The 21,908-nt window shown below is 71.2% G+C and carries 18 protein-coding genes, 2 tRNA genes and 1 pseudogene; 7 read left to right on the top strand and 14 right to left on the bottom strand.

Annotation, left to right across the window (positions count from 1 at the left end; all coding sequences use genetic code 11):
- Window positions 1-288 precede the first annotated feature (288 nt).
- Window positions 289-939 (top strand): DUF2306 domain-containing protein, encoded by a 651-nt coding sequence (locus ACLQ20_RS30925; RefSeq protein WP_225852210.1) that lies wholly within the window; start codon window positions 289-291, stop codon window positions 937-939.
- On the opposite strand, the gene ACLQ20_RS30920 is transcribed toward ACLQ20_RS30925, so the two are convergent.
- The gene (locus ACLQ20_RS30920) at window positions 911-1,408 is read right to left on the bottom strand and encodes a pyridoxamine 5'-phosphate oxidase family protein (RefSeq protein WP_192581405.1); all 498 of its coding nucleotides are present in this window, start codon (window positions 1,406-1,408) and stop codon (window positions 911-913) included. The two genes, ACLQ20_RS30925 and ACLQ20_RS30920, sit on opposite strands and share 29 nt — an antisense overlap.
- A gap of 197 nt (window positions 1,409-1,605) precedes the next feature.
- Between ACLQ20_RS30920 and ACLQ20_RS30915 the strand changes: the two genes are divergently transcribed.
- Window positions 1,606-3,471, top strand: a complete 1,866-nt coding sequence (locus ACLQ20_RS30915) for an ABC transporter ATP-binding protein (protein WP_425858322.1) — start codon at window positions 1,606-1,608, stop codon at window positions 3,469-3,471.
- 376 nt (window positions 3,472-3,847) lie between these two features.
- Here ACLQ20_RS30915 and ACLQ20_RS30910 read toward each other — a convergent pair whose 3' ends face one another.
- The 4 genes and pseudogenes from ACLQ20_RS30910 to ACLQ20_RS30895 all read right to left on the bottom strand — a co-directional run bounded on the left by ACLQ20_RS30910 (window position 3,848) and on the right by ACLQ20_RS30895 (window position 8,399).
- Window positions 3,848-5,080, bottom strand: a complete 1,233-nt coding sequence (locus tag ACLQ20_RS30910; protein ID WP_151454813.1) for a trypsin-like serine peptidase — start codon at window positions 5,078-5,080, stop codon at window positions 3,848-3,850.
- Window positions 5,081-5,320: 240 nt separating this feature from the next.
- A complete protein-coding gene (locus tag ACLQ20_RS30905) occupies window positions 5,321-7,015 on the bottom strand; it encodes a cellulose-binding protein (RefSeq protein ID WP_425858321.1) in 1,695 nt (564 codons plus the stop codon).
- Window positions 7,016-7,433: 418 nt separating this feature from the next.
- A pseudogene (locus ACLQ20_RS30900) lies at window positions 7,434-7,724 on the bottom strand (decarboxylase); the annotation flags it as partial.
- A 99-nt stretch (window positions 7,725-7,823) separates the two neighbouring features.
- Entirely contained in the window at window positions 7,824-8,399 is a 576-nt protein-coding gene (locus ACLQ20_RS30895) for an NADPH-dependent F420 reductase (RefSeq protein ID WP_151453794.1), read from the bottom strand.
- 180 nt (window positions 8,400-8,579) lie between these two features.
- Here ACLQ20_RS30895 and ACLQ20_RS30890 point away from each other — a divergent pair, with 180 nt between their 5' ends.
- On the top strand, window positions 8,580-8,927 hold the full coding sequence (locus ACLQ20_RS30890; protein WP_151453793.1) for a hypothetical protein: 348 nt from the start codon (window positions 8,580-8,582) through the stop codon (window positions 8,925-8,927).
- Window positions 8,928-9,058: 131 nt separating this feature from the next.
- On the opposite strand, the gene ACLQ20_RS30885 is transcribed toward ACLQ20_RS30890, so the two are convergent.
- A complete protein-coding gene (locus ACLQ20_RS30885) occupies window positions 9,059-9,280 on the bottom strand; it encodes a hypothetical protein (protein ID WP_425858320.1) in 222 nt (73 codons plus the stop codon).
- A gap of 294 nt (window positions 9,281-9,574) precedes the next feature.
- On the opposite strand from ACLQ20_RS30885, the gene ACLQ20_RS30880 reads away from it, so the two are divergent.
- Window positions 9,575-10,729: an MFS transporter gene (locus tag ACLQ20_RS30880; protein ID WP_151453799.1), complete on the top strand. Its 1,155-nt coding sequence runs from the start codon at window positions 9,575-9,577 to the stop codon at window positions 10,727-10,729.
- Between the two features lie 24 nt (window positions 10,730-10,753).
- Here the strand turns inward: ACLQ20_RS30880 and ACLQ20_RS30875 are convergent, their stop codons facing one another.
- From ACLQ20_RS30875 to ACLQ20_RS30865, 3 genes are read right to left on the bottom strand one after another with little or no spacing between them, the layout of a single operon-like run.
- A complete protein-coding gene (locus ACLQ20_RS30875) occupies window positions 10,754-11,995 on the bottom strand; it encodes an MFS transporter (protein ID WP_192581333.1) in 1,242 nt (413 codons plus the stop codon).
- 8 nt (window positions 11,996-12,003) lie between these two features.
- On the bottom strand, window positions 12,004-12,300 hold the full coding sequence (locus ACLQ20_RS30870) for a hypothetical protein (RefSeq protein ID WP_425858319.1): 297 nt from the start codon (window positions 12,298-12,300) through the stop codon (window positions 12,004-12,006).
- A gap of 59 nt (window positions 12,301-12,359) precedes the next feature.
- Window positions 12,360-13,598, bottom strand: a complete 1,239-nt coding sequence (locus tag ACLQ20_RS30865; RefSeq protein WP_192581331.1) for a YcaO-like family protein — start codon at window positions 13,596-13,598, stop codon at window positions 12,360-12,362.
- A 561-nt stretch (window positions 13,599-14,159) separates the two neighbouring features.
- On the opposite strand from ACLQ20_RS30865, the gene ACLQ20_RS30860 reads away from it, so the two are divergent.
- Window positions 14,160-15,413, top strand: coding sequence for a S8 family peptidase (locus tag ACLQ20_RS30860; RefSeq protein WP_327029951.1), 1,254 nt, complete (start codon window positions 14,160-14,162; stop codon window positions 15,411-15,413).
- Between the two features lie 331 nt (window positions 15,414-15,744).
- Here the strand turns inward: ACLQ20_RS30860 and ACLQ20_RS30855 are convergent.
- From ACLQ20_RS30855 to ACLQ20_RS30845, 3 genes are all read right to left on the bottom strand, one after another.
- Window positions 15,745-15,817: transfer RNA gene (locus tag ACLQ20_RS30855), tRNA-Arg, on the bottom strand.
- Between the two features lie 36 nt (window positions 15,818-15,853).
- A tRNA-Ser gene (locus tag ACLQ20_RS30850) sits at window positions 15,854-15,944 on the bottom strand.
- 587 nt (window positions 15,945-16,531) lie between these two features.
- A complete protein-coding gene (locus tag ACLQ20_RS30845; RefSeq protein WP_425858318.1) occupies window positions 16,532-16,999 on the bottom strand; it encodes a hypothetical protein in 468 nt (155 codons plus the stop codon).
- A 70-nt stretch (window positions 17,000-17,069) separates the two neighbouring features.
- On the opposite strand from ACLQ20_RS30845, the gene ACLQ20_RS30840 reads away from it, so the two are divergent.
- Window positions 17,070-17,759, top strand: a complete 690-nt coding sequence (locus ACLQ20_RS30840; RefSeq protein WP_425858317.1) for a hypothetical protein — start codon at window positions 17,070-17,072, stop codon at window positions 17,757-17,759.
- Window positions 17,760-17,948: 189 nt separating this feature from the next.
- Here the strand turns inward: ACLQ20_RS30840 and ACLQ20_RS30835 are convergent, their stop codons facing one another.
- A complete protein-coding gene (locus ACLQ20_RS30835; protein ID WP_425858316.1) occupies window positions 17,949-18,719 on the bottom strand; it encodes a CPBP family intramembrane glutamic endopeptidase in 771 nt (256 codons plus the stop codon).
- Between the two features lie 158 nt (window positions 18,720-18,877).
- Between ACLQ20_RS30835 and ACLQ20_RS30830 the strand changes: the two genes are divergently transcribed.
- Window positions 18,878-19,996, top strand: a complete 1,119-nt coding sequence (locus ACLQ20_RS30830; RefSeq protein WP_151453788.1) for a globin domain-containing protein — start codon at window positions 18,878-18,880, stop codon at window positions 19,994-19,996.
- A gap of 163 nt (window positions 19,997-20,159) precedes the next feature.
- On the opposite strand, the gene ACLQ20_RS30825 is transcribed toward ACLQ20_RS30830, so the two are convergent.
- Window positions 20,160-21,677 carry a peptide deformylase gene (locus tag ACLQ20_RS30825; protein ID WP_425858326.1) on the bottom strand — a complete coding sequence of 506 codons (1,518 nt, stop codon included), beginning with the start codon at window positions 21,675-21,677 and terminating at the stop codon, window positions 20,160-20,162.
- Window positions 21,678-21,908 lie beyond the last annotated feature (231 nt).

Genomic DNA, 21,908 nt, shown 5'->3' with positions numbered 1-21,908 from the left:
GGGTCGACCACACCATCTCCGTACGTCGCCGCACGGAGCGGACCAATGGCGAGGCCAGCATTTTGAAAGAAATATGACGGGTTGTCGGACTCTACCGTGAAAACGGCACATGGGGGTCGAGGCAGACCCGCGCGGAAAGCGCGGTCCGGACCTGGGAGGAATCCAACCGTGACCCAGTACGTGGAGGAGGCCGGCAGCCCGACGCGGCAGGCCGAAGAGTCTCGACCGCCGGCGAGAAGGGCGGGTGCCGGAGGATCGTCCGTACGGTGGTGGAGACGACCGTGGATCGTGCCACTGGTCGCGCTGAACGGGGCCTTCCTGCTGTTCGTCCTGCCGCCGTACCTCGGTCTCGACCCGAGCCAGTCACGGGTGGTGCTGAACGACGGCTTCGCGTCGCACTACGCCGTCCTGGTGGTGCACATCCTCTTCGGCACCATCGCGCTGGTGACGTTGTGCCTCCAGGCCTGGCCGTGGCTGCGCCTGCGGTACCCGAGGGTGCACCGGCTCAGCGGGCGGCTGTACGTCTTCGCCGGCGCCATCCCGTCCGCGCTGCTCGCGCTCGTCCTCATGCCGTTCGCCGCGGCGCCGAACGGGCTGCTCGGCAGCGCGCTGGCCTCCGTGGGATGGATCGCCACGACGGTGCTCGGATTCCGCGCGGCCCGTCAGCGCCGCTACGCCGAGCACCGGAAGTGGATGGTCTACAGCTTCGCCTTCGCCCTGCAGACCATGTGGGGACGGGTGATCTTCCTGTTCAGCGCGCTGACCGGGCTGTCCATGAACCCGGTCGTCGCCGCCGAGGCGGGCGGGTGGCTCAGCGTGCTGGTGAACCTCGCCATCGCCTACTGGTGGCTGCACCGCACCCCCCGCCCGGCACGCCTCGGCGCTCAGCTGACACCCCCGGCCGGCGTGCTCAGTCGAACCGCCACCGGGTCGCGCTGAAGCCGGAACCCTTGTCCATGCCGATGACCTTGGCCGGGGTCACCTCGTACACGAGGTACGGCGATGGACCGATCCCGTCGCCGTCGATCCCACCGTCGACCGGAGTCACCTCCCAGCCGTACTTCTCCCCGTACGCCTCGGCGACGCGCTTGAGCGTCGCCGAGTCGCTGACCCGGGACGCCGTGCCCTCGATCGAGAGGTCCAGCTCCGGACTGGCGACGGTGAGGACGCAGTGCGGGTTGGTGGCCAGGTTGTCGACCTTGTGGGCGGTCTCGCTGGAGCAGAAGTACATGCTCTGGTCGAGCCACATGGCCAGCAGCGGCACGGCGTGCGGCCGGCCGTCCGGCCGGACCGTGCACAGGAAGAACTCTCCCGCCTCCGTCAGCCGCTCACGCGCCTGCGACCAGGGCATCGGCTTGGAGCCTTCGCTGGCAAAGGACGGTTCCGCGACCGGCTCACGGTTCACCATGGGTTCCCCTTCGAACGACGACATCGTGACTGAAGCAGCACGGAGAGTATCTCAGTGTGGCGGCGTCCGCGAGCGGACGGACACCGCCGCCGCGGAGTGTCGGAGGGACGCGCCCCTCCGACCGTCCCGCGCTCCCGCATTCCACAGGGGACGAATTCGCTTGACCTCAACCGCGCTGCAGGTCCTAGGTTCGCGGCATGAGCATGGAAGTCACCGCGTGGATGTCCCTGCACCACGCGATGCATCAGCGTGACCAGCGGCCCTTCTCCAAGGCGACCCTGAGGCGGATCTGCGGCTTCGCCCGCCCGCACCGCCGCCTGCTCGCGTGGTTCCTGGCGGGCAGCGTCGTGGCCGCGGTGCTGACCGTCGCGCCGGTGCTGGCCGGGCGGGTGGTCGACGCGATCGTCTCCGGCACCGATACGGCGACGGTGGTGCGGCTGGCCGTGGCGATCGCCCTGATCGCGCTCGCCGAGGCCGGGCTGGGGCTGCTCACCCGCTACCAGTCGGCGCGGATCGGCGAGGGCCTGATCCTCGACCTGCGGACCGCCGTCTTCGACCACGTGCAGCGGATGCCCGTCGCGTTCTTCACCCGGACCCGCACCGGCGCCCTGGTCTCGCGCCTCAACAACGACGTGATCGGGGCGCAGCAGGCGTTCAGCGACACGCTCTCGGGCGTGGTCGGCAACGCCGTGACGCTGCTGCTGACGCTCGCGGTGATGCTGACCTTCTCCTGGCAGATCACCCTGCTGGCGCTGGTGCTGCTGCCGATCTTCGTGCTGCCCGCGCGGCGGATGGGCCGGAAGCTCGCCCGGCTCGAACGGGAGGCGGCCGACCTGAACGCGGCGATGAGCACCCGGATGACCGAGAAGTTCTCGGCGCCCGGCGCCACCCTGGTGAAGCTCTACGGGCGGCCGGCGGAGGAGTCCGCCGAGTTCGCCGCCCGCGCCCGGCGCGTGCGCGACATCGGCGTGCGTACCGCCATGTTGCAGACCGTCTTCATCACGGCCCTCACGGTGGTCGGTTCCCTCGCGCTGGCCCTGGTGTACGGCCTGGGCGGCGTGTACGCCATCGGCGGGCAGCTCGACGCCGGCGCGGTCGTCGCGCTCGCCCTGCTGCTGTCGCGCCTGTACGCGCCGCTGACCTCGCTCGCCAGCGCGCGGGTGGAGATCATGAGCGCGCTGGTCAGCTTCGAGCGGGTCTTCGAGATCCTGGACCTCAAGCCGATGATCGAGGACAAGCCGGACGCCCGGCCGCTGCCCGACGGACCGGTGGCGGTGGAGTTCGACGACGTCCGCTTCGGGTACCCGTCGGCCGACAAGGTCTCCCTGGCCTCGCTCGAGGACGTGGCGAAGCTCGACACCCGCGGCGGCGAGGAGGTGCTGCACGGGATCTCGTTCCGCGCCGAGCCCGGACAGATGGTCGCCCTGGTCGGCTCGTCGGGCGCGGGCAAGTCCACCATCGCGCAACTGCTGCCGCGCCTGTACGACGTGGAGGACGGCGCCGTCCGGCTCGCCGGGCGCGACGTCCGCGACCTGACCGGCGACTCGGTAAGAGACGCCCTCGGGGTGGTCACCCAGGACGGTCACCTGCTGCACGACACGATCCGCGCCAACCTGCTCTATGCCCGACCGGACGCCAACGAGGACGACCTGTGGGACGTGCTGCGTCGCGCGCGGCTGGCCGACCTGATCCGCTCGCTGCCGGACGGCCTGGAGACGGTCGTGGGCGAGCGGGGATACCGCCTCTCCGGCGGCGAACGTCAGCGGCTCACCATCGCCCGGCTGCTGCTCTCCCGCCCGCGTGTGGTGATCCTCGACGAGGCCACCGCACACCTCGACTCGACGTCCGAGGCGGCGGTGCAGGCGGCGCTGGGTGAGGCGTTGACCGGGCGGACCAGCGTGGTCATCGCGCACCGGCTCTCCACGATCCGCTCCGCCGACCAGATCCTGGTGCTCGAACAGGGCCGGATCGTGGAACGCGGCCGGCACCCCGACCTGCTGGCCCGGGGCGGCCGGTACGCCGAGCTGTACCGCACCCAGTTCGATCAACCGGTGCCGGCCTGACGTGTCGCCCGTGGTCGCGCGACCGGCCCCCGCCCGGGTCTGGGTGTGCCGTCACCGGGCGGGGGCTGAGGCCGCCGCACCGCGTCGGGCCGCTCAGCGCCGGTCGCGCGACCGGCGGGTCGCCAGGATCCCGCCGACGATCGCCGCCACGGCCGGCAGGAGGCAGCAGATCGTCAGGACGAACACGTGCCACGGCTTGACAGCTCCCATGGCCGCGAGGATAGGCAGCGCGCGCCAGTGTCGTTACCCATGGTCACGCACCGTGGCACCCCTGAGGTCCGGGCGCGAGCGCGGCGCGTGCCGGGGGCGATGAGCGAGCGCGCGGACGGGCCGCCGGGGTGCGTGTCGCACCCCGACGGCCCGCCGTCAGTCGTCGTCAGCCGTTGTTGTCGATCAGGCTGGCGATCTGGTTGTAGATCAGGTGCGCCTTCGCGCCCTGGTTCGACGGGCAGCCGCCGAGGTGGTGCAGGGCGATCACCCGGTGGCTGGCGTTCAGCACCGGCGAGCCCGAGTTGCCGCCGGAGGTGTCGCAGCTGTAGCTGATGTTCGAGGCGTTGTAGTTCGCGTTCTTCACGGTGCAGTTCGCACCGTTCTGGGTGTCCTCGAAGATCGACAGTCGCTTCGGGCTGCCGTCGCCGTGCCCTGGGATGTACATCCGCGTGCCGGTGGTGGTGGCGGTCGTCGCCAGGTACAGCGTGCCGAAGCTCTGGATGCTGGTGAAGTTGTTCACCGAGTACAGGGCGTAGTCCAGTTCGCTGGAGCCGCCGCTGCTCACCTTGTAGAGGGTCGCCCCGCTCACCTTGGTGCCGGCGCCGGGGTTCGAGCCGCCGCAGGTGGCGCACTGGTAGTTGAACTGCATCTCGCTGCCGGTGACGGCGGCCTGCGTCGAGAAGCAGTGTTTGTTGGTCAGCATGCGGTTGGTGTTGCCGACCCGCCAGGTGGTGCACATACCGCCGCCGCTGATCAGCAGCCGCGCCACCGCCCTGCCGCGGGCGTACTCGGTGGGGTGGCTGTTCTGGTAGCAGACCACGTCGCGGCGGGCGTCGGTGCTGCACACGGACTGCGTGGAGAAGTTGTGCTGCGCGATCTCCGCGCGGTCGTAGCCGCGCCAGAACCGGTCGATGGTCGCGACGTTGCCACGGGAGGCGCGGCTGCTGTGCATCGTCACCACCGCGGTGTCGCCCTCCACCGACATCGCCCAGAAGCCCGGCTGTCCGTCGGTGGTGTAGTCCGCGCCGGTCGCTCGGTTCAGGTAGCGGTCGTACCGGTAGCTCTCCCGGCCGTCGGGGCTCGCCACGGTGACGTAGTCGCCGTGGGCCAGCCGCAGCGCGCTGAAGTGCACCTTGACGTACGACGCGCCGGGGTGCCGGATGACCTGCGTCCGGCCGTCGCCGGCGGAGGAGAGCGTGCCGGCGACGGTGCGGAGTTCACCGACCGTGGTGACGCCCTCGGCCGAGAACTGCTCCGATTCGGGTGCCCGTTCGGATTGCGGCGCGAGAGGTTGCACCGAGTACGCCTCGGCGGCGGGTGCCGACATCAGACTCAGCCCGAGTGTGCAGGCGCCCAGCGCGACCGCCGCCGTTCGTAGGCGGCGCATGGCATGTTTCATCGTCGCTCCTCCCGAGGAACCAGCACCCAGACGTGCTTGCAGCCTTCATACACGAATTGATGAAGGCATGTAAACATATCGATGCCTACCTACCGGCACGGTGTCGTCGGTCGCGCCGACGGGTTCCTGGCGGGGACCACCCGCACGACACACTCCCCCGGTCGAGCCCGGCCACGGCCGGGCCGCACCGGACGGAACGCCGGCGTCACCGCTGCGGTGACGCCGGCGTCGTACCGTTCGTTACGGCGTGACGACCCTGCCGCCGAAGGTCACCACGAGGCGACCGTCGGACGCGAAGGACCAGCCCAGGGCGCCGGAGTACTGGGCGCACCGGGATCCGTTGCTGCCGGACCAGAACTGGTTCGAGCTGTCGGAGTTGCCGACGATCTTGTCGTTCGAGCCGCTGTCGCACGAGGTGTTGTTCCGGAACACCGAGGAGCCGCCGTCGAAGGTGAAGTTGCGCTCGGTGTTGCCGATGCTGGCGTTGTTCGACACCTGCATGCTGCCCAGATTGCGGTTGTAGGTGAAACCGTGCTTGCCGTTGTCGTAGGCGATGTTGCCCCGGACGATGTGGTTCACCCCGATGTCCTCGCCACCGAGCTTGTAGCCGTTGCGGTCGCCGGCCCCGGCCTGGCCACCGTTGCTCAGGGTGCCGTTGTTGTAGGCGAGAGAGGACTCGATGGTCACCGCGCCGATGGCCCCGGTGTCGCTCTTCGTGTAGAGGTCGTAGCCGTCGTCGATGTTGTTGTGGGCCACGGTGTAGCGGAAGACGTTGCCGGGGCCGACGGTGAGCTTCGGGGCGAAACCGTCGGCGTCCTCACCGTCGGAGTCGACGTTGTCGTGCGACACGGTGCTGACCACGAGGTTGTTGGACGGCCACTGGTCGCGGGGCGCGTTGGCCACCAGCCGCGAGAGCTGGAGCCCCGAGTCCCGGTTGTGGCGGGTCACCGTACGCTCGATGATGTTGTTGTTTCCGGCGAGCAGGATGCCGTTGTCCCCGGCCCGCTCGACGACGATGCCGCGGATGTGCCAGTACGATCCGCCCAACGCGAGGCCACGGTTCGCCGGGTCCTCACTCTGGGCCGAGAAGTTCAGGATCGGGGTCTCGCCCGGGTAGGCGAAGATGTTCTTGCGCGCGCTCGACGTGCCGTTGTTGCCCTGGCCGATGGTGATGGTCTGCGAGTAGCGGTAGGTGCCGCCGCGCAGGTAGATCGTGCCGCCGGCGGCGATCCGGGTGATCGCGGAGGTGAGCGTCGTCGGGTTCGCCTCCGTGCCGGACGCGCTGTCGGTGCCGGTCGGTGCCACGTACAGCGTGCCGCTCGACGGCGGCGGGGTGGTCGGCGGGGGTGTGGTCGGCGGCGGCGTGGTCGGCGGGGGTGTGGTGGGCGGCGGCGTGGTCGGCGGCGGAGTCGTCGGCGGCGGGGTGGTCCCGCCCGAGGCGTACGTCTCGAACTCGGCGATCCTCGGCGTACCGGTCGCACCGGTGATCTCAAAATTGATCTTGCGCAGCGACGTGGCGGCGAAGTTGATGACCCCGGCCCCGTTGCCGCTGGCCAGGGTGGCGCCGGTGTCGTTGTTGACGACCCTCCAGGAGCCGATGACCCCGACGGCGCCGGCCGCCTCCCGAATGTTGATCGAGGCCACCGTGGTGGCGGTGCCCCACTTGATCGAGACGCGGCCGGTCGAGCCGGCAGGTGACCAGTAGGTGCTCATGCTGCCGTCGAGCACGTTGCCGTAGCTGGTGCCGCTGGCCTTGCTGGAGCCGTCGGAGCCGGCTCCGAGGCTGAGGTTGGTCGCGTTGGCGCCGACCGATGCGGGACTGGGGTCGCCAGTCGCACCCGACGCCTGGGTCATCGGCAGCGCCGCGGCGAGCGCGGCTGCGGCAGCCACGGCGGTGCCGCCGGCAAGAAGCTTGTGTCGCACTGTGGTTCGCACTGTTGGACTCCTCAGGAGTGAGCACGGTGCGGGGCACTGCCTGCACAGCCCGACACCGCATGCGGCTTCGTGTCCGTACCCTCAGCCCGGCCAGGGATCGAAACATCGATGAAACACAGGCTAGGAAAGCGCTTGCCCGCGAGGCAAGTGCGGAGACGTGCAGGTTTGTTGCATACGGCAACGCCGGACGCTGGCGGCCCCTACATCAAGAACGTGGATCGAACCGCGCACCAGCCCAGCATCGTCTGGCCTGCTAGAGCCTGGCGTCGAACCTCGGCCACCCTGGTTGCGCCCGGCTGATCGCCTGGGCCGTCGCGGCAGGCTCGGTGAACTGGTGCGTGTGCAGGCCGAGGCGTTCGGCGGCGGTGGCAGGCGATGACGCCGAACAGATCGAACAGGATGACGTCGGGCATGACGGTCACGCCTGGTGGACGATCGTGCCGGCGGCAACGAGTGCGTTCGCGTCGTCCTCGGCCACGTCGTCGGTGGTGACGACCATGCTGATCGCGGATATGGGCGCCACGAACGCCAGGGCCGTACGTGCGAACTTGGCGGGGTCGGCGACCACGATGACGCGATGGGCCGAGGCGATGATCGCCCGTTTCATGGCGGCGTCGGCGAGGTCGTAGGCGGTCAGCCCGTCGGCGGTCAGGCCGCAACAGCCGAGGATCGCGGTGTCGAGACGCAGCGCGGCCAGGGACGCCTCGGCGGACGCGACGGGGTAGGGATCGCTCGTCGGACGAGCAGACACCGAGCAGCCAAATGTCCGCGAAGGACAGACAAACAATTGACGTTCGTGAATTGTGGGTCAGTCGACGATACCGAATCCGCCGGACCAGGGGACCTTCTCATTTGACGCCAGGCCTATCTGCAGGAAGCCGAGAGCCTCCATCTCCCGAGCGCGCTTGAGCGAGCCGGCGTCGATCGCCTTCAGGCCACTGGCGGTGACCACGCCAGCGAGGGTCGCCTTGGCGTCTGCGTCGTCACCGGCGATCAGAACCGTGGTGGTCAGCGGGCCGACGGTTCCCTCGGCGAGGGTACCGGCGAACGTGGTGTTGAATGCCTTGAGCAGTCGGGAGTTCGGCAGCTTGGCGGCGATCTCCTCGGCCGCCGAGGAGTCGGCAGGGACGGTCAGGGAGTCGAAGGTTTCGAAGTTCAGCGGGTTGGTGATGTCGACGACGATCTTGTTGTCGAATTGGCCGGGGCGCTGGGCCAGCACCTGATCCACGGCTGGGTAGGGCACCGCGAGCACGACGATGTCGCCGTCGACCGGCTTGTCGGCATCCTCCTTGCCGAGCAGATCGACCACGTTGTCGTCCCTGGTGAGAGCGGCGGTGATGGCCTGTCCCATGTTGCCGGCACCGATGATCGAGATGTGCGCCATGAAGCTTCCTCAACAAATGGTCGGTGATTCAGAAAGAAGCTGCGCCCGCAGCGCATCGCGTCGCCATCCTCCCACGGCCCTCGCACGTGACGCGGCGAATTGGCGATCCGACGACGCTTTCCGTGGATCGCTGTAGCCTCGCCTGAAGACGTTATCGCCACTCGTGGAGGGGGTCGTGTCATGACCGACGACCAAGTCACCCGCAACCTGAAGGGAATGGACGATCTCGACTTCAAGGGTTGGAATTCGGCGGACTGGAACGGCGTTTTCGCCCACCATCACACTGACGACGTGCTGGTGGACATGAAAGGACAACCGCAGACCCGGGGCGTCCAGGAGCACATCGACGCGATGGTGGCGTTCACCCAGCAGAACGGTGGCGAGCCACCGCAGATCAAGTCGCACCCCATCGGTTTCGGATCGGGGGAGTGGACCTGCGTGGTGGGCGAGTTCGAAGACGGCGGCCGGATGGTGACGGTGGCAAAGTGGCGGGACGGGGCCATTGCTGAGGAGTACATCTGGATGTAGTGCCGTACGCGGCTCGCCACGCGCCACCGTCACCGTCGCCGATCCGCGTCCGTCGTTCGGAGCGGCATCAGGCCGAAGCGGTGGACGGGCACTTCTCCCGCGTCCCGGTGGCCTCCGGCCCGCGCGGCCGATCAGGCCGGTTCGCGGACCCCGCCGGACTGGTCACCGTCGTCCGGAAGCGGTTCGGCGGGTGCTTCCGGCAGCTCGTCGGGCGTATCGGGAAGTAGTTGCGCCGCGTCGTCGGGCACGGGCTCCCGAGGATCGAGCGGTGGATACAGCTCCGGGTCGAGATCAGGGTTGGTCATCGACCAAGTATCGGTCGCGACGGCCGTCACCGCCCGTCGACCGCTCATCGGGCGTACGCGGCACAGGGCCGCACCGGCCAACGACGGCCTACGACGAGAGGCTCCGGGGCGGCCACCCGAGACCTGCCCTGCTTCCTGCCGCCAGCCGCTGCGGATAATGCCGACGTGCGTTCGGACGTGGATCGTGGGGATGACGCGGCTGGAGTGGATGTCGCTGGTGGCGCCGCAGGCAAGCGGACGCTGATCCGCAGCCCACTGCGGTCCCGGACAGGTGTGGCCGCAGGCGACGGGTCGGCGTGGCGGGTCGTCGTCGGGTTCGGCGTGGTGAGCCTGGCCGCCGACATGGTGTACGAAGGCGCCCGCTCGGTGTACGGGCCGCTGCTGGCCTCACTGGGCGCGTCCGCTGTCGTCGTCGGGCTGGTCACCGGCGCCGGTGAGGCGGCGGCACTGCTGCTGCGGCTGGTGTCCGGGCCGCTTGCGGACCGGACCCGCCGGTACTGGTCGTTGACCCTTTTCGGGTACGGCCTGACCGCGGTCTGCGTACCGCTGCTCGCCTTCACGCCGCTGTTGGGCGGCGCTGGCCTGGCCGTCGCCGCCGTGTTGATCCTCGCCGAACGGTTGGGCAAGGCGGTCCGCAGTCCGGCCAAGTCGGCGCTGTTGGCCGACGCCGCCAGCCGCGTCGGGTTGGGTCGAGGGCTGGGCGTCCACAAGGCACTCGACCAGGTCGGCGCTTTCGCCGGCCCGCTGCTCGTCGCCGCGGTCGTCGCGATGGCCGCGGGGACCCTCTGGCCGGCGCTGGCCGTCCTTGCCCTGCCAGGCATCGTCGCGATGCTGTTGCTGCTCGCCGTTCGGGCGCGTACCGACGTGCCGGCCGCGAGCAACGCACCGGCCGACGGCACCCCCTCGGCGTCATCCGATCCGCCCGCCACCCGGGCGGTACGGCGGACGCCGTTGCCGGCGATGTTCCACTGGTTCGCGGCGGCGATGGCGCTGTGCACAGCCGGCCTGGTGACCTTCGGGCTGATCGGCTTCCACCTCGTCCGCGCGGGCGTCGTCGCGACCGCGACGGTGCCGCTGATGTACGCGGCGGCGATGGCCGCCGGCGCGATTGCCGCCCTCCTCACCGGCGCTCTCTACGACCGGATCGGCCCACGGGTGCTGATCGCGCTCCCGGCGCTGATCGCCGCCGTGCCCGCCCTGCTGTTCGGCGGTGGGCTGCCGCTGGCAGCGGCCGGGGTCCTGCTGTGGGGTGCCGCCGTGGGTGTGCAGGACTCCACCGTCAAGGCACTGGTCGCCGATCTCGTGCCACGGGAACGCAGAGCGACCGCGTACGGGGTGTTCGCCGCAGTACAGGGCGCGGGGGCGCTGGCCGGCGGTGCCGCAGCCGGGTTCCTGTACGAATTCTCGCCGGCAAGTCTGACGACTGCGGTGGCCATCACGCAGGTCATCGCCCTGGTCACGCTCGTGGGCGTCCTGACGAGGTTGGCCACGCGGTGACCGGTGGACGCGCGGGGTACCGGGCTAGTCGACCGCGATGCGCAGGCCACGCACCGGTGAGGCGACGACCAGGGCGAGGCTGAGCACGACGGGCACAGCCAGCATCAGGTACGCGACCCGGACCCCGTAGGTGTCCCCGGCCAGCCCGCCGATCAGGGCGCCGAACGGAGTGCCGCCCCAGGCCAGCATGCGCCCGGTGGTGTTGACGCGGCCCTGCAACGCATCGGGGGTGAGCAGTTGGCGCACGGTGATGCCGTTCGCGTTCACGGTCAGGCGCGCCACGGCCCAGATCGCCCATCCGGCCAGCGCCAGGGTGAACGCCGAGGTGCCGGCCAGGCCGATGAGGGCCGCGACGAAGATGACGAGCCCCACGATGGACACCGTTCCCTGGCCGGCCCACCGGCTGGCTCGGGGCAGAAGGACGGCGGCGATCAGCGAGCCGACCGCGGCGGCGGCGTAGAGCAGGCCGAGGCGCTGGTCCTCCGGGCGCAGGCCGAGAGCCTGGTCGGCGTGGACGACGAGCAGACCCAGCACGCCGCCGGCGGCGACGTTGAGGCCGAAGCCCGCGGCGGTCAGCGTACGCAGGACCGGCGTTCGCCAGAGGTGTTGCACTCCTTCGGCGATCTCGGCCCTCAGCCTGCGGGCCACCGTCGGCCCCGATTCCAACCCGGTCCGGATCTGGGCGAGCAGCGCGGCGGACACCAGATAGGTGGCGGCGTCGACGGCCAGCACCAGGGTGGGGTCGGCGATCGCGGCCAGGAGCCCGGCGGCGGCGGGTGCGGCGATCTCCAGCACGATCTCGGTGGACCAGATGAGGCTGTTCGCCCGGGTGAGCGCTGGCTTGCCGACGATGCGTACGAAGGTGCCCCAGGCTGCCGCGTCGAACCAGCAGAAGGCGCAGCCCACGCCGAACGCCACGATGAGCAGGTACCAGGAGGGCAGCGCATCGAACAGCGCGGCGACCGGCACGGTGGCGAGCAGGAGAGCGCAGCACACGTCGGCGGTGATCATCATGCGCTTGCGCGGCAGGCGGTCCGCGGCGGCGCCGGCGAAGAGCCCGAACAACAGGTACGGCAGGGCTTCGAGGCCGACCACCGCCGCCGTCAGCGTCGGGGAGGCGCTCGTACGGTAGACCAGCAGCGGCAGGGCGACGGCGCTGGCAGCGGTCCCGGCGACCGAGATCGATCGGGCGACGTACCAGAAGGAGAAGTCACGGTGGAACAGCCGGCGTCCTTCGACGCCGGCTGCCTCGGTGCGCTGTGTCACGGCCTGCGTCAGCCCAGCAGGGCGAGTTGCCGATCGTCGATGCCGGTCAGCGCGAGGTGCAGGTCCGCCGCCAGATCGTCGGCGAGGCGAGCCGTCGGCGCACCGTCCCCGTCGCCCGGGTGGAAGCACGCGGCGCCGCCACCACCGCCGGGCCAGACGTTACGGGCCACCGGCTCGTCGCCCTTGTCAGCGGGGTGGAAGCACAGGGTGCCGCCCGGGGGAGACTGACGAGCCTTCAGCTCACCGTTCTCGTCGGCGGGGTGGAAGCACAGAGTGCCGCCGCCCGGGGAAGAATGACGAGCCATCAGCTCACCGTCCTCGTCACCGGTGCGGAAGCAGGAGCCGCCAGCAGACATGTTGTCCCTCATCTCGTTCGAACTGGATCTGGTCGGGTGACCGTCGCCCTATCCGGCGACGGCCACAGGTGCCACCCCCGCCCGGTCGGGATGACGGGCACCCCGTGCCGCACCAGGCTGAAGCGCTCCAGCCCTGGGGCGATCGTGGTGGCCACCGCGATCGGTGAGCCGACTGGCGCGACCTCGCACACGTGGTAGCCGATGCCGTGTCGGGCCAGAGCCCGCCCGACGTGCTCCAGCCCCCAACCCGGGCTGCCGTCGCCGGCCATGTCCGCGCGTAGCGGCGCCGCCCGCACGGGGCCGGAGAGCAGCTCGTCGAGTGGCATCAGGGCACACCGTTGCAGTGCCGGCCAGGCCGCCAGACGCTGGACCGCGGGCGAGTCGGCGGTGGATGCGGAGAGCGCACAGACCTGGATCAGCTCGCCGAGGGCACGCGACGCGGCGTCGGAGGCCCAGAGCGACGCGCCGGCCCCGAGCCGGGTCGGCCCGCCGCTGGCCGCCGGGCTGACCGCCACGTACACCGGCACGTCCAGGTCCGTCGTGATGTCGAGCAGGTGTACGGGTGCGCCGGCCGCCCGTACGGCATCCGCGTGCAGCGAACGCAATCCGTCCGGCAGTTCGCCGACGGGTACGAGGTCGACGTCCGGGACTCCGGCGACGTACCAGCGCAGAAGCGCCTGACCGAGCCCGTCGTGTTCGATCAGCTCGCAGAGGCCGTGGTAGACGGCCTCTGCCAGGTCGACGCCTGCGGCGGTGCCCAGGCTGGACGAGTACCGCAGCAGACTGCGGTACGGCCGGACGTCGTCACCCGCCACCGGCCACCGGTAGTAGCGCGGATCGGTGAGGAACGTGGGATAACGGACCCCGCCGTAGGAGGCACACGCCGCGACGGAGTCCGGAAACTCCGCCGCCCACCGCTGCACGACCAGGTCGGGCTCCAGGGCGGACTGCCCGGCCACGACGCTCGCCGGCACCAGCCTGGTGGCGTCCGCGGTCCATCGGCGGTTGTCCCGGGCCGACATGAGATAGCGCTCCAGGGCCTCGAAGTACGCGCTCGCCTCGCCCTGGGGACCAGCTCCCTTTCCCACACCGATGGCGACCTGTGCTCCGTCCCGGAACAGCGTGACGCGCATGATCGGCGACGCGGCCGGGCCGAGAACCGCCGCCCGCGCCGTGAGGCCGAGCCGGGCGATCTCCGCTGAGGCCGTCGCGAGGGCGCACTCGGCGGGCACGGATCGGAACGACACCGCAGCCTCCCCCGGGACCATCCATCGGCCCGGACTGTGTCAACGAAATGCTTCGATGTCAACGGCTGGCAGCGGAATCGGGGGTTACGCGGACGTACCGCGTTCTGAGGTCGCCGCCGGGACAGGGAAGGGGCCCGAGCCGCGTTTCCGCAGCTCGGCCCCTCGTGAGCCTGGGCGCCCGAAGGAACTCGAACCCCTAACCCCTGACCTGCTCGGCTCGTCGGTGGCCGTCGCCCATCACCCACGTATGTCGGCCGCTTGGCTGTACGGATGGCTGTGCAGCCGTCAGTCCTCGCGCGTCGCTTCTGGCGTGGCCGCGCCCAGGACGAGGCCGCCTGCGGCCTCGCAGGCAGCAGCAGCCGAGGCCCCGGAAGCAGCCCTGATACATCGAGCCAGGACTCTTCTCACTCCCCGCCGAAAAAGACATCCATCAATTGGATTCATAGATTCCACGATGGAATGCGGCCGTAAATCGACTGTACGATCCAGCAAACCATTCGGACCATTCAATCGGCGCGTCGTACGCCCGCCGGAATGGCCGGAACAAAGGGAGGCTGGGAGATGAGGCTCCACCGCGACACGATCTTCGCCCGCGAGCGTCGAGCCGGAACGGCCGCCATGGCCACGCTCGCCACCACGGTCCTGCTCCTGACCGTGGCTGCCGGACCGGCCACTGCGGCACCCGCCACCGAGGCGCCGTCCGGGACGACGACCGGCGAGATCCTCGGCACCGGCAACGCCACCGCCGTGCCCGGCAGCTATGTGGTCACCCTCAAGGACAGCGGCGGCACGGTCGGCGATCGGCAGGCTGGCGTGTCCCGCCTCGCCGACCGGTACGGCTTCCGCCCGGACCAGGTCTGGCGCGACGCGCTGAACGGCTTCTCCGTGCGGACCTCCGAGCTGGTGGCCCGCCGGCTGGCCGCCGACCCGGCGGTAGCGGTCGTGGAGCAGGACCGCCTGACCAGCTTGGCCACCACCCAGACGAACGCGCCGTGGAACCTCGACCGGATCGACGCACCGCTGGGACTCAGTGGCACCTACAACTTCACCAGTGTCGGGACCGGCGTCCGGGCGTACATCGTGGACAGCGGGATCCAGATCGGCCATGCCGACTTCGGCGGCCAGGCGGTGTACGGCTACGACGCCGTCGACGGCACGCTCCCGGCCAACGACTGCAGCGGGCACGGCACCCACGTCGCCGGCACCGTCGGCGGGACGACCTACGGGGCGGCCAAGAACGTTGTGCCGGTCGCGGTCAAGGTGTTCGACTGCGCCCTGCCGAGCACGCTGTCAATGTTGATCAACGGGATCAACTGGATGATCGCCAACCACCTCGCCGGGCAGCCGGCTGTGGCGAACATCGGCGTGCTGACCAGCCCCACCGTCGCGCTCAACACCGCAGTGACGAACGCGGTCGCCGACGGCATCACGGTAACGGTTCCGGCCGGCAACTCGAACGTGAGCGCCTGCACCGTCTCACCCGCGTCGGTGCCGGCCGCGCTGACCGTAGGCGCGACGTTGACGAACGACAACCGGGCAAGCTGGTCGAACTTCGGTCCCTGCCTGGACATCTTCGCTCCCGGCGATCGCATCACGTCGGCCTGGTGGAACTCGACCACCGCGACCCAGACGATCAGCGGCACGTCACACGCCGCGCCGCTCGTCGCCGGCGTCGCCGCTCGGGTGCTCAGCAACAACCCGACCTGGACACCGGCCCAGGTGGCCAGCTACCTGTTCAGCGTCGCCAGCCCGGTCGTGATCAACCCGGGGGCCGGCTCGCCCAACCGTCTCCTGCACCTGTCCCCGACGCTCTGAACTGGCCCTGTCTTTCCGACCCCCGCTCGCCCCCCTGCGCCAGCCCAGGTCGACCGCGACTGACATCCGGGGCCTCCACCTCGGCACACAGGATCCACAACGCTGGGCCACAGTGGATATCGGTTCCCCCTGAGGCACCGGCGCCCCGACCATGATCCAGGCCAGCCGACAGGCAAACGCACTGGCCAACACCGATCGGCACGAGACCCCCGCCGGACAGCGCGGCGACAAGGGAGCACCAGATCCAACTCCTGGGACGCTCCGCCCCAACCCGCAGAATCGATCAAGGCCGTGACCGGCGTTTCCGCTGGTCACGGCCTTGATCGTGAAGTGCGCCCGAAGGGACTCGAACCCCTAACCTTCTGATCCGTAGTCAGATGCTCTATCCGTTGAGCTACGGGCGCTCGGTGCTTGGCCAGTCTACACACCCGGCTTTCGCGCGGAGACTCCGGGATTCGAACCCGGGAGGGGCTTTAAGACCCCAACCGCATTAGCAGTGCGGCGCCATAGACCAGACTAGGCGAAGTCTCCCTGGTGGCCCTGCAGACCACCGCGCCCGAGGATACAGGGCCTCACCCATCAGGAGCAAAGCGACTTCCCCGGTGCGCCCCTCCGCCCACGCAACGGGCTGTCCCGAACCAGGCCGGGACTCGCCCCGGCCTCGGCTTTCCCTGCTGTGCACGGGCGTGATCAGGACTACGCTCCATCGATATGCAGGAGCAGCCGCCGCGCGAGCCGACCCGCCGAGAGCCTGCTGAGGGAGCGCGCCGACGCTCCCCGAAGGCGACCTTCAGTCCGCCCCCCGCGCCGCCGGAGCCGGCCGGGCCGGAGGATCCCGGGAAGCGCCCTCGGCGGGCGAAGCCGGCGCCTGCGGTGCTCTTCCAACCGCCCTCGGCCGATCCGCCGCTGCCCCGCCAGGCCGACCGCACGGCCGAACAGGCACCGCAAAAGCAGCCCGACCAGGCCGACCGTACGGTGGAACAGGCACCACGGAAGCAGCCCGGCCAAGCCGGCCGCGCTGCCGAAAAGGCACCACGGGAGCGGCTCGGCCAGGCGGACGAGACCGGCAGGAGTGACGTCGCGCACACCGGCGACGGCGTGCCCACCGCTGCCGGCGATCAGCCGGGGTCCGCCACCGCTGCGGGCCCGCCCGGCTCCGGCACGCAGACCTCTGGCGGTAACGCCGCCCCAATGCGCAAGGCGCCCGGGAACAGGGCGGTCGCGAAGAAGGCCGCGCCAACGCGACCGCCCACAGCAAAGGAGGCGGCAGACCAGGTCGACGCGACGACGCTGGCGGAGGCCGCAGAGCCGGGAACGGCGGCGAAGGAGGCCGCAGTGCCGGGGACGGCGGCGAAGGAGGCCGCAGAGCCGGCCACGACGGCGGCGGAAGCCACAGAGCCGGGAACGGCGGAAGGCGCGGCGCCCCCGGCGGCAACGAAGGGCGCACCCGCTCGGAAGACCACAGCCGCCCGGAAGGCCGCGCCCGCGAAGAGGGCGACACCCGCGAAGAAGGCCACACCGGCCGCGAGGGCCGAGCCTGCCCGGAAGACGACGCCCGCGAAGAAGGCCGTCCCGGCGACGCTCACCCCGGCGACGGTCGCTGCCGAGGCTCCGGTCCAAGCCCCCGTCGAGGCCCCGACCGCCGCGCCCCCGCAGGTGGTCGAGCGGCATGCCGGCGACGGGGCGGCGGGGACCCCGCCGGGGCGTACGCCGGAAACGGTCCTTCGGCTGGCCGCCGCGCGGGTGCTGGAGCATCCCGCGTTCGCGCCGGAGTTGCTGGCCCTGGCCGCCGTCGAGGCGTTCGGGCCGCGTGCCCGCGACTGGGCGCAGCGGCTGCGCGACGCGTACCCCGATGCGGGAGCGGACGGCTTGGCGCGGCTCGCGACCCGGCGGTTCGTCCGGCAGGCCGGGGTGGGCGGGGCGACCGCCGCGCTGGCGGGGCTCTTCGCGCCGGTGGCCGAGCTGGCGGCCGTGCTGTGGGCGCAGGCCAACCTGGTGCTGCACCTGGCGGCGGCGTACGGCCGGGACCCGGCGCATCCGGACCGGGCGGTGGAGTTGCTGGTGCTGACCCGCGTGCACCCGGACGCGGAGAGCGCGCGGGCGGCGCTGGCGGCGGCCCGGTCGGCGGAGGAGCCCGACGAGGCGGGCTGGCCCCGGGCGGCCGAGGCGGCGTGGCGGCTGGCGGCGCCGTTGGCCGCCCAGGCGGGCGGCTGGCTGGCGCTGCGGGTGGCGTCCCGGGTGCTGCCCGGCGCGGCGGTGCTCGTGGCCGCGGCCGGGGACGCGGCGGCGGCCGAGCGGCTCGCCGCCCGCGCGATCACCGCCTACCGGCGGCCCACGCCCCGCTGATCGCCGGCGGCCGGCGCTCGGCCGAGCGGAACGCGGCGGGGAAGGACGCGGGCCGCTGGTAGATCTTGGTGAGAAATGGCCCCCGGAGGGGCGCTTTCCGACCAAGATCTGCCGAGCGGCAGCCGACGGCGGCAGCCGACGGCGGCAACGGCGGGGACGAGGCCCGGAGGGAGAAGGGGCTGGTGGGCGTCAGAGCCAGTCGAACCATTCCTTCGGCAGCAGGGCGTAGCCGAGGAAGGCGACGATGTCGAGCAGCGTGTGCGCGACGACCAGCGGCATGACCCGGCGGGTGCGCAGGTAGAAGAGGCTGAACACGACGCCCATCACCACGTTGCCGAGGAAGGCGCCGAAGCCCTGGTAGAGGTGGTACGAGCCGCGCAGCAGGGCGCTCGTCGCCACGATCGCGCCGACCCGCCACTGGAGCTGGCGCAGCCGGGTCGTCAGGTAGCCGACGACGATCACCTCCTCCAGCACCGAGTTCTGCACGGCGGCGAGGATCAGCACCGGCACCGTCCACCAGAGGTCGGGCAGCGCGGCCGGCACCAGGGTGGCGTTGACGCCGAGCTGGGCCGCCGCCCAGAACAGCGCCAGGCCGGGCAGGCCGATCAGCGCGGCCAGGCCGGCGCCGCGGGGCAGGTCCTGACCGGGCCGCCGGGCGTCCAGGCCGAGCGTCCGCGCCGGATCGCCGGGGTCCCGCGCCAGCAGGTGTACGGCGAGCAGCACCGGCAGCAGCGCGAAGACGATCCCGAGCAGCTGGTACGTCAGGTCCAGCCACGGCCGGGGTGACACCGACGTGTTGAGCGCGGCGGTCTGCTTCGACAGCGGCCCGTCGGCGGTCAGCTTCGCCACGATCGACACCGTCGCGTAGACGGCGGACTGGCCGAGCGAGAGGCCGAGCACGAGCAGCGTCTCGGTGCCGAGCATCCGGCGGGTCGCCGGGCGTTGCAGCTCAACGGTCACCGCACCACTCTGCCCGACGCCGAGGGCCGACGTCACCGGCCGGCGGCACCGCCCGAACGAGCCTCACGAGCCGGTCGCACATTCTGTGCGACCGGTCGGCACGCTCCGTGGACATTCTATGGATGCCCGATCCGCCGTCAGGAGAAGGAGCGCGCCCCGTGGACGACTTCGCAAGGCTGCTGAAGGAGAGCTGGACCCTGGTCGAGGAGCACCGGGAGCGGCTGAGCGGTCACTTCTACGCCCGGCTCTTCCTGCTCGACCCCGAGCTGCGCAAGCTCTTCCCGGTGGAGATGACCGGGCAGGGCGACCGGATCCTGGAGGCGATCGTCACCGCCGCCCAGACGGTCGGCGACCCGGAGAGCTTCGACGAGTACCTGCGCTCGCTGGGCCGGGACCACCGCAAGTACCACGTCGAGGCGGCGCACTACGAGACCATGGGCGTCGCGCTGCTGGACGCGCTGCGCAGCATCGCCGGCGACGGCTGGAACCTGGAGTACGACCAGGCGTGGCGGGACGCGTACGCGGCGATCACGGAGAAGATGCTGGCCGGGGCGGCGGCCGACGACAACCCGCCGTTCTGGCACGCGGAGGTGCTGACCCACGAGCGGTACGGCAGGGACACGGCGGTGCTGACCTGTCGGGCGTTGCAGCATCCGCTGCCGTGGCGGGCCGGCCAGTACGTCAGCGTGGAGGTGCCCCGCCACCTTCCCCGGGTGTGGCGCACCTACTCGGTGGCGAACGCCCCGAACGACGACAACCTGCTGGAGTTCCACGTTCGTACGCCGGAGGGCGCCGGCTGGGTGTCCGGGGCGCTGGTCCGCCGGGTCAAGCCCGGCGACCTGCTCCGGGTGGCGGCGCCGATGGGGTCGATGACGCTGGACCGCTCCTCGGAGCGGGACATCCTCTGCGTGGCGGGCGGCGTCGGCCTGGCTCCGATCAAGGCGCTGGTGGAGGAGTTGGCCGGCTACAACCGGACCCGCTGGGTGCACGTCTTCTACGGCGCCCGTACGGCGGCGGACCTGTACGGCCTGGCCGGGCTCCAGGAGTTGGTGGCCGCGCACCCGTGGCTGTCGGTCACTCCGGCGTGCAGCGAGGATCCCGACTTCGACGGCGAGCTGGGTGACATCCCCGACGTGGTCAGCCGGTACGGCCCGTGGACGGCGCACGACTGTTACGTCTCCGGTTCCGCCCGCATGGTCCGGGCCACCCTCCGGGTGCTCGCCGAGGACGGCGTCCCGCCGGAGAACACCCGCTACGACACCTTCGGCAACCTCTAGAAGCGTTCCTCCCCCCATACCGGGGCGCGTGCTCCTGCCCCCTGGGGCACGCGCCCCGGTCCCCCAATCGGGCGGACCGGCACCGCCCCGCACGATCACGTCCGCCCGGCCGTCCTTCCACCCGGGCGGACGTGGTCGTGCCGCCGGGGCGGATGCGCGCAGGTCAGTAGCGCCAGGGCCGGCCGGTCTCGCGGTACTCCTCGACCGGCACCAGCGGCACCCCCGGCGCCATCCGGTCGACGTAGAGCCGCCCCTCCAGGTGGTCGATCTCGTGGGCGACGAGCCGGGCCATGCCGAACTCGAACGAGGTGATGATCCGGCTGCCGTCGTACTGGGCGTGCTCCACGTCGAGCCGGAGCGGCCGGGGCACGAGGCCACGGTGGTCGAAGAAGGAGAGGCACCCCTCGTACTGCTCGTCGCTGTCGGGAGAGGCGTCCACGATGCGGGGGTTGAGCAGCACGACGGGGTCGGCCGACCGGTCGGGGGGCCGGACCACCGCCACCGCCCGGCCGAGGCCGAGCTGCGGGGCGGCGATGCCCACCCCCTTGCGGAACGGGTGCAGCTCGTCGAGGCGGACCAGGGTCGCCGCGAGGCGGTCGGCGACGTCCCGGGCCTCCCGTTCCTCGCGGGGCAGGTCGAACGGCCGGGCCGGTTGGCGGAGCAGGTCGGCGCCGCGCTGCACGATGCCGATGCCGCGCATCCGGTCGCTGGGCCGGATCCGCCCGGCTTCCTCGGGCTCGACGTCGGGCCGGCCGCGGAACCGCCACTGCAACCGGTACCGCGCGTTGAGCGGCGGGTCCTCGGTCGCCCAGTCGAAGATCACCCGGTCGGCGTCCTCGCGCCTGGTCACGGGCGTGCGCAGCGGGCCCTCCTCCGCCGAGAGCGAGGTCTCCGCGCCCCACACCTGCGGGTCGACCGCGGCCGGGAGGTCCAGGCGTACGGCCATCTGCCGGGTGGGCAGCCGGACCGCCCGCTGGAACCAGGGGCCCCACTTGTCGTGCCCGACGCAGTACGCGTACTCGATGGTGGTCCGGTCCCCCGGGTAGAGGGGGAAGCGCCGGTCGGCGTTCTCGAAGAGCAGCCACAGCTCCTTGAAGGCGTCGCGGTCGTGCTTGGCCCGCCAGTGCATCGCCTCCCGCTCGTCCCCGTCCTCCCGGTACGCCCGCAGCCGCAGCTCGGCGAAGGTCAGCGGGTGTTCGCGGTGGTGCAGGTTGGAGCGCCCCGGGTCGTTGGGGTAGCGGTCGACGGCGATCCGCACCAGGTAGCGGGTGACCGGCTCGGTGCCGGCGTTGTACAGCTCGCGCCGGATGACGCAGCGGTAGGCGTCGCCGAGGTGGGTGAGGGTGGCGAGTTCCCGCTCGACGATCAGTCCGGTGCCGGGCGGCATCCACTGCCCAGGGACGGGTGGGTCCCGGTGTGCCCGCTCGGCCCGGGCGTGGCGCAGCTCGTCGTACTCCTTGAAGCGCTGCCAGATCGCGCCGCCGGCCTCCAGTACGGCCTCGGCGCGGCGCGCGAAGTCCTCGGTGGGGCGGTGCCGGCGCCCCTCGACGTGGCTGACGTACGACGGGTCGAAGCCCATCAGGGTGGCGAGCTGCTTCTTGGACAGCCCCCGCCCCGTGCGGTGCCGGGCGATCTCGGCGGCGAAGGAGTCGGCAGCCCGATCGAGCGGTGAGGTCATCAGCTTCCTCGTGGCCGGGAGTATCAGTTTCACGTTCTGTGGCGACGCGCACACGGAACTGGCACCTTGCCGACACGAGCCTTGACAGATAGCGATGGCTGTCGATACTGGGGCGACGTTTTCCGCCCCGATGACCGGGTAGTACGGCCGCACGGGCGGAGTGACCGGCCCCTCCGGATCCGACGCAGGCGAGCCTTCCCTTATCTCGCGGGATGTGGTTAGGCTAGCCTTAGC

Origin of the sequence: Micromonospora sp. DT46 (assembly GCF_049841735.1) — a bacterium.
Taxonomy (GTDB): Bacteria; Actinomycetota; Actinomycetes; order Mycobacteriales; family Micromonosporaceae; genus Micromonospora; species Micromonospora reichwaldensis.
The sequence above is the reverse complement of the archived record's forward strand: the minus strand, read 5'-3'. Positions and strand labels throughout refer to the sequence as shown.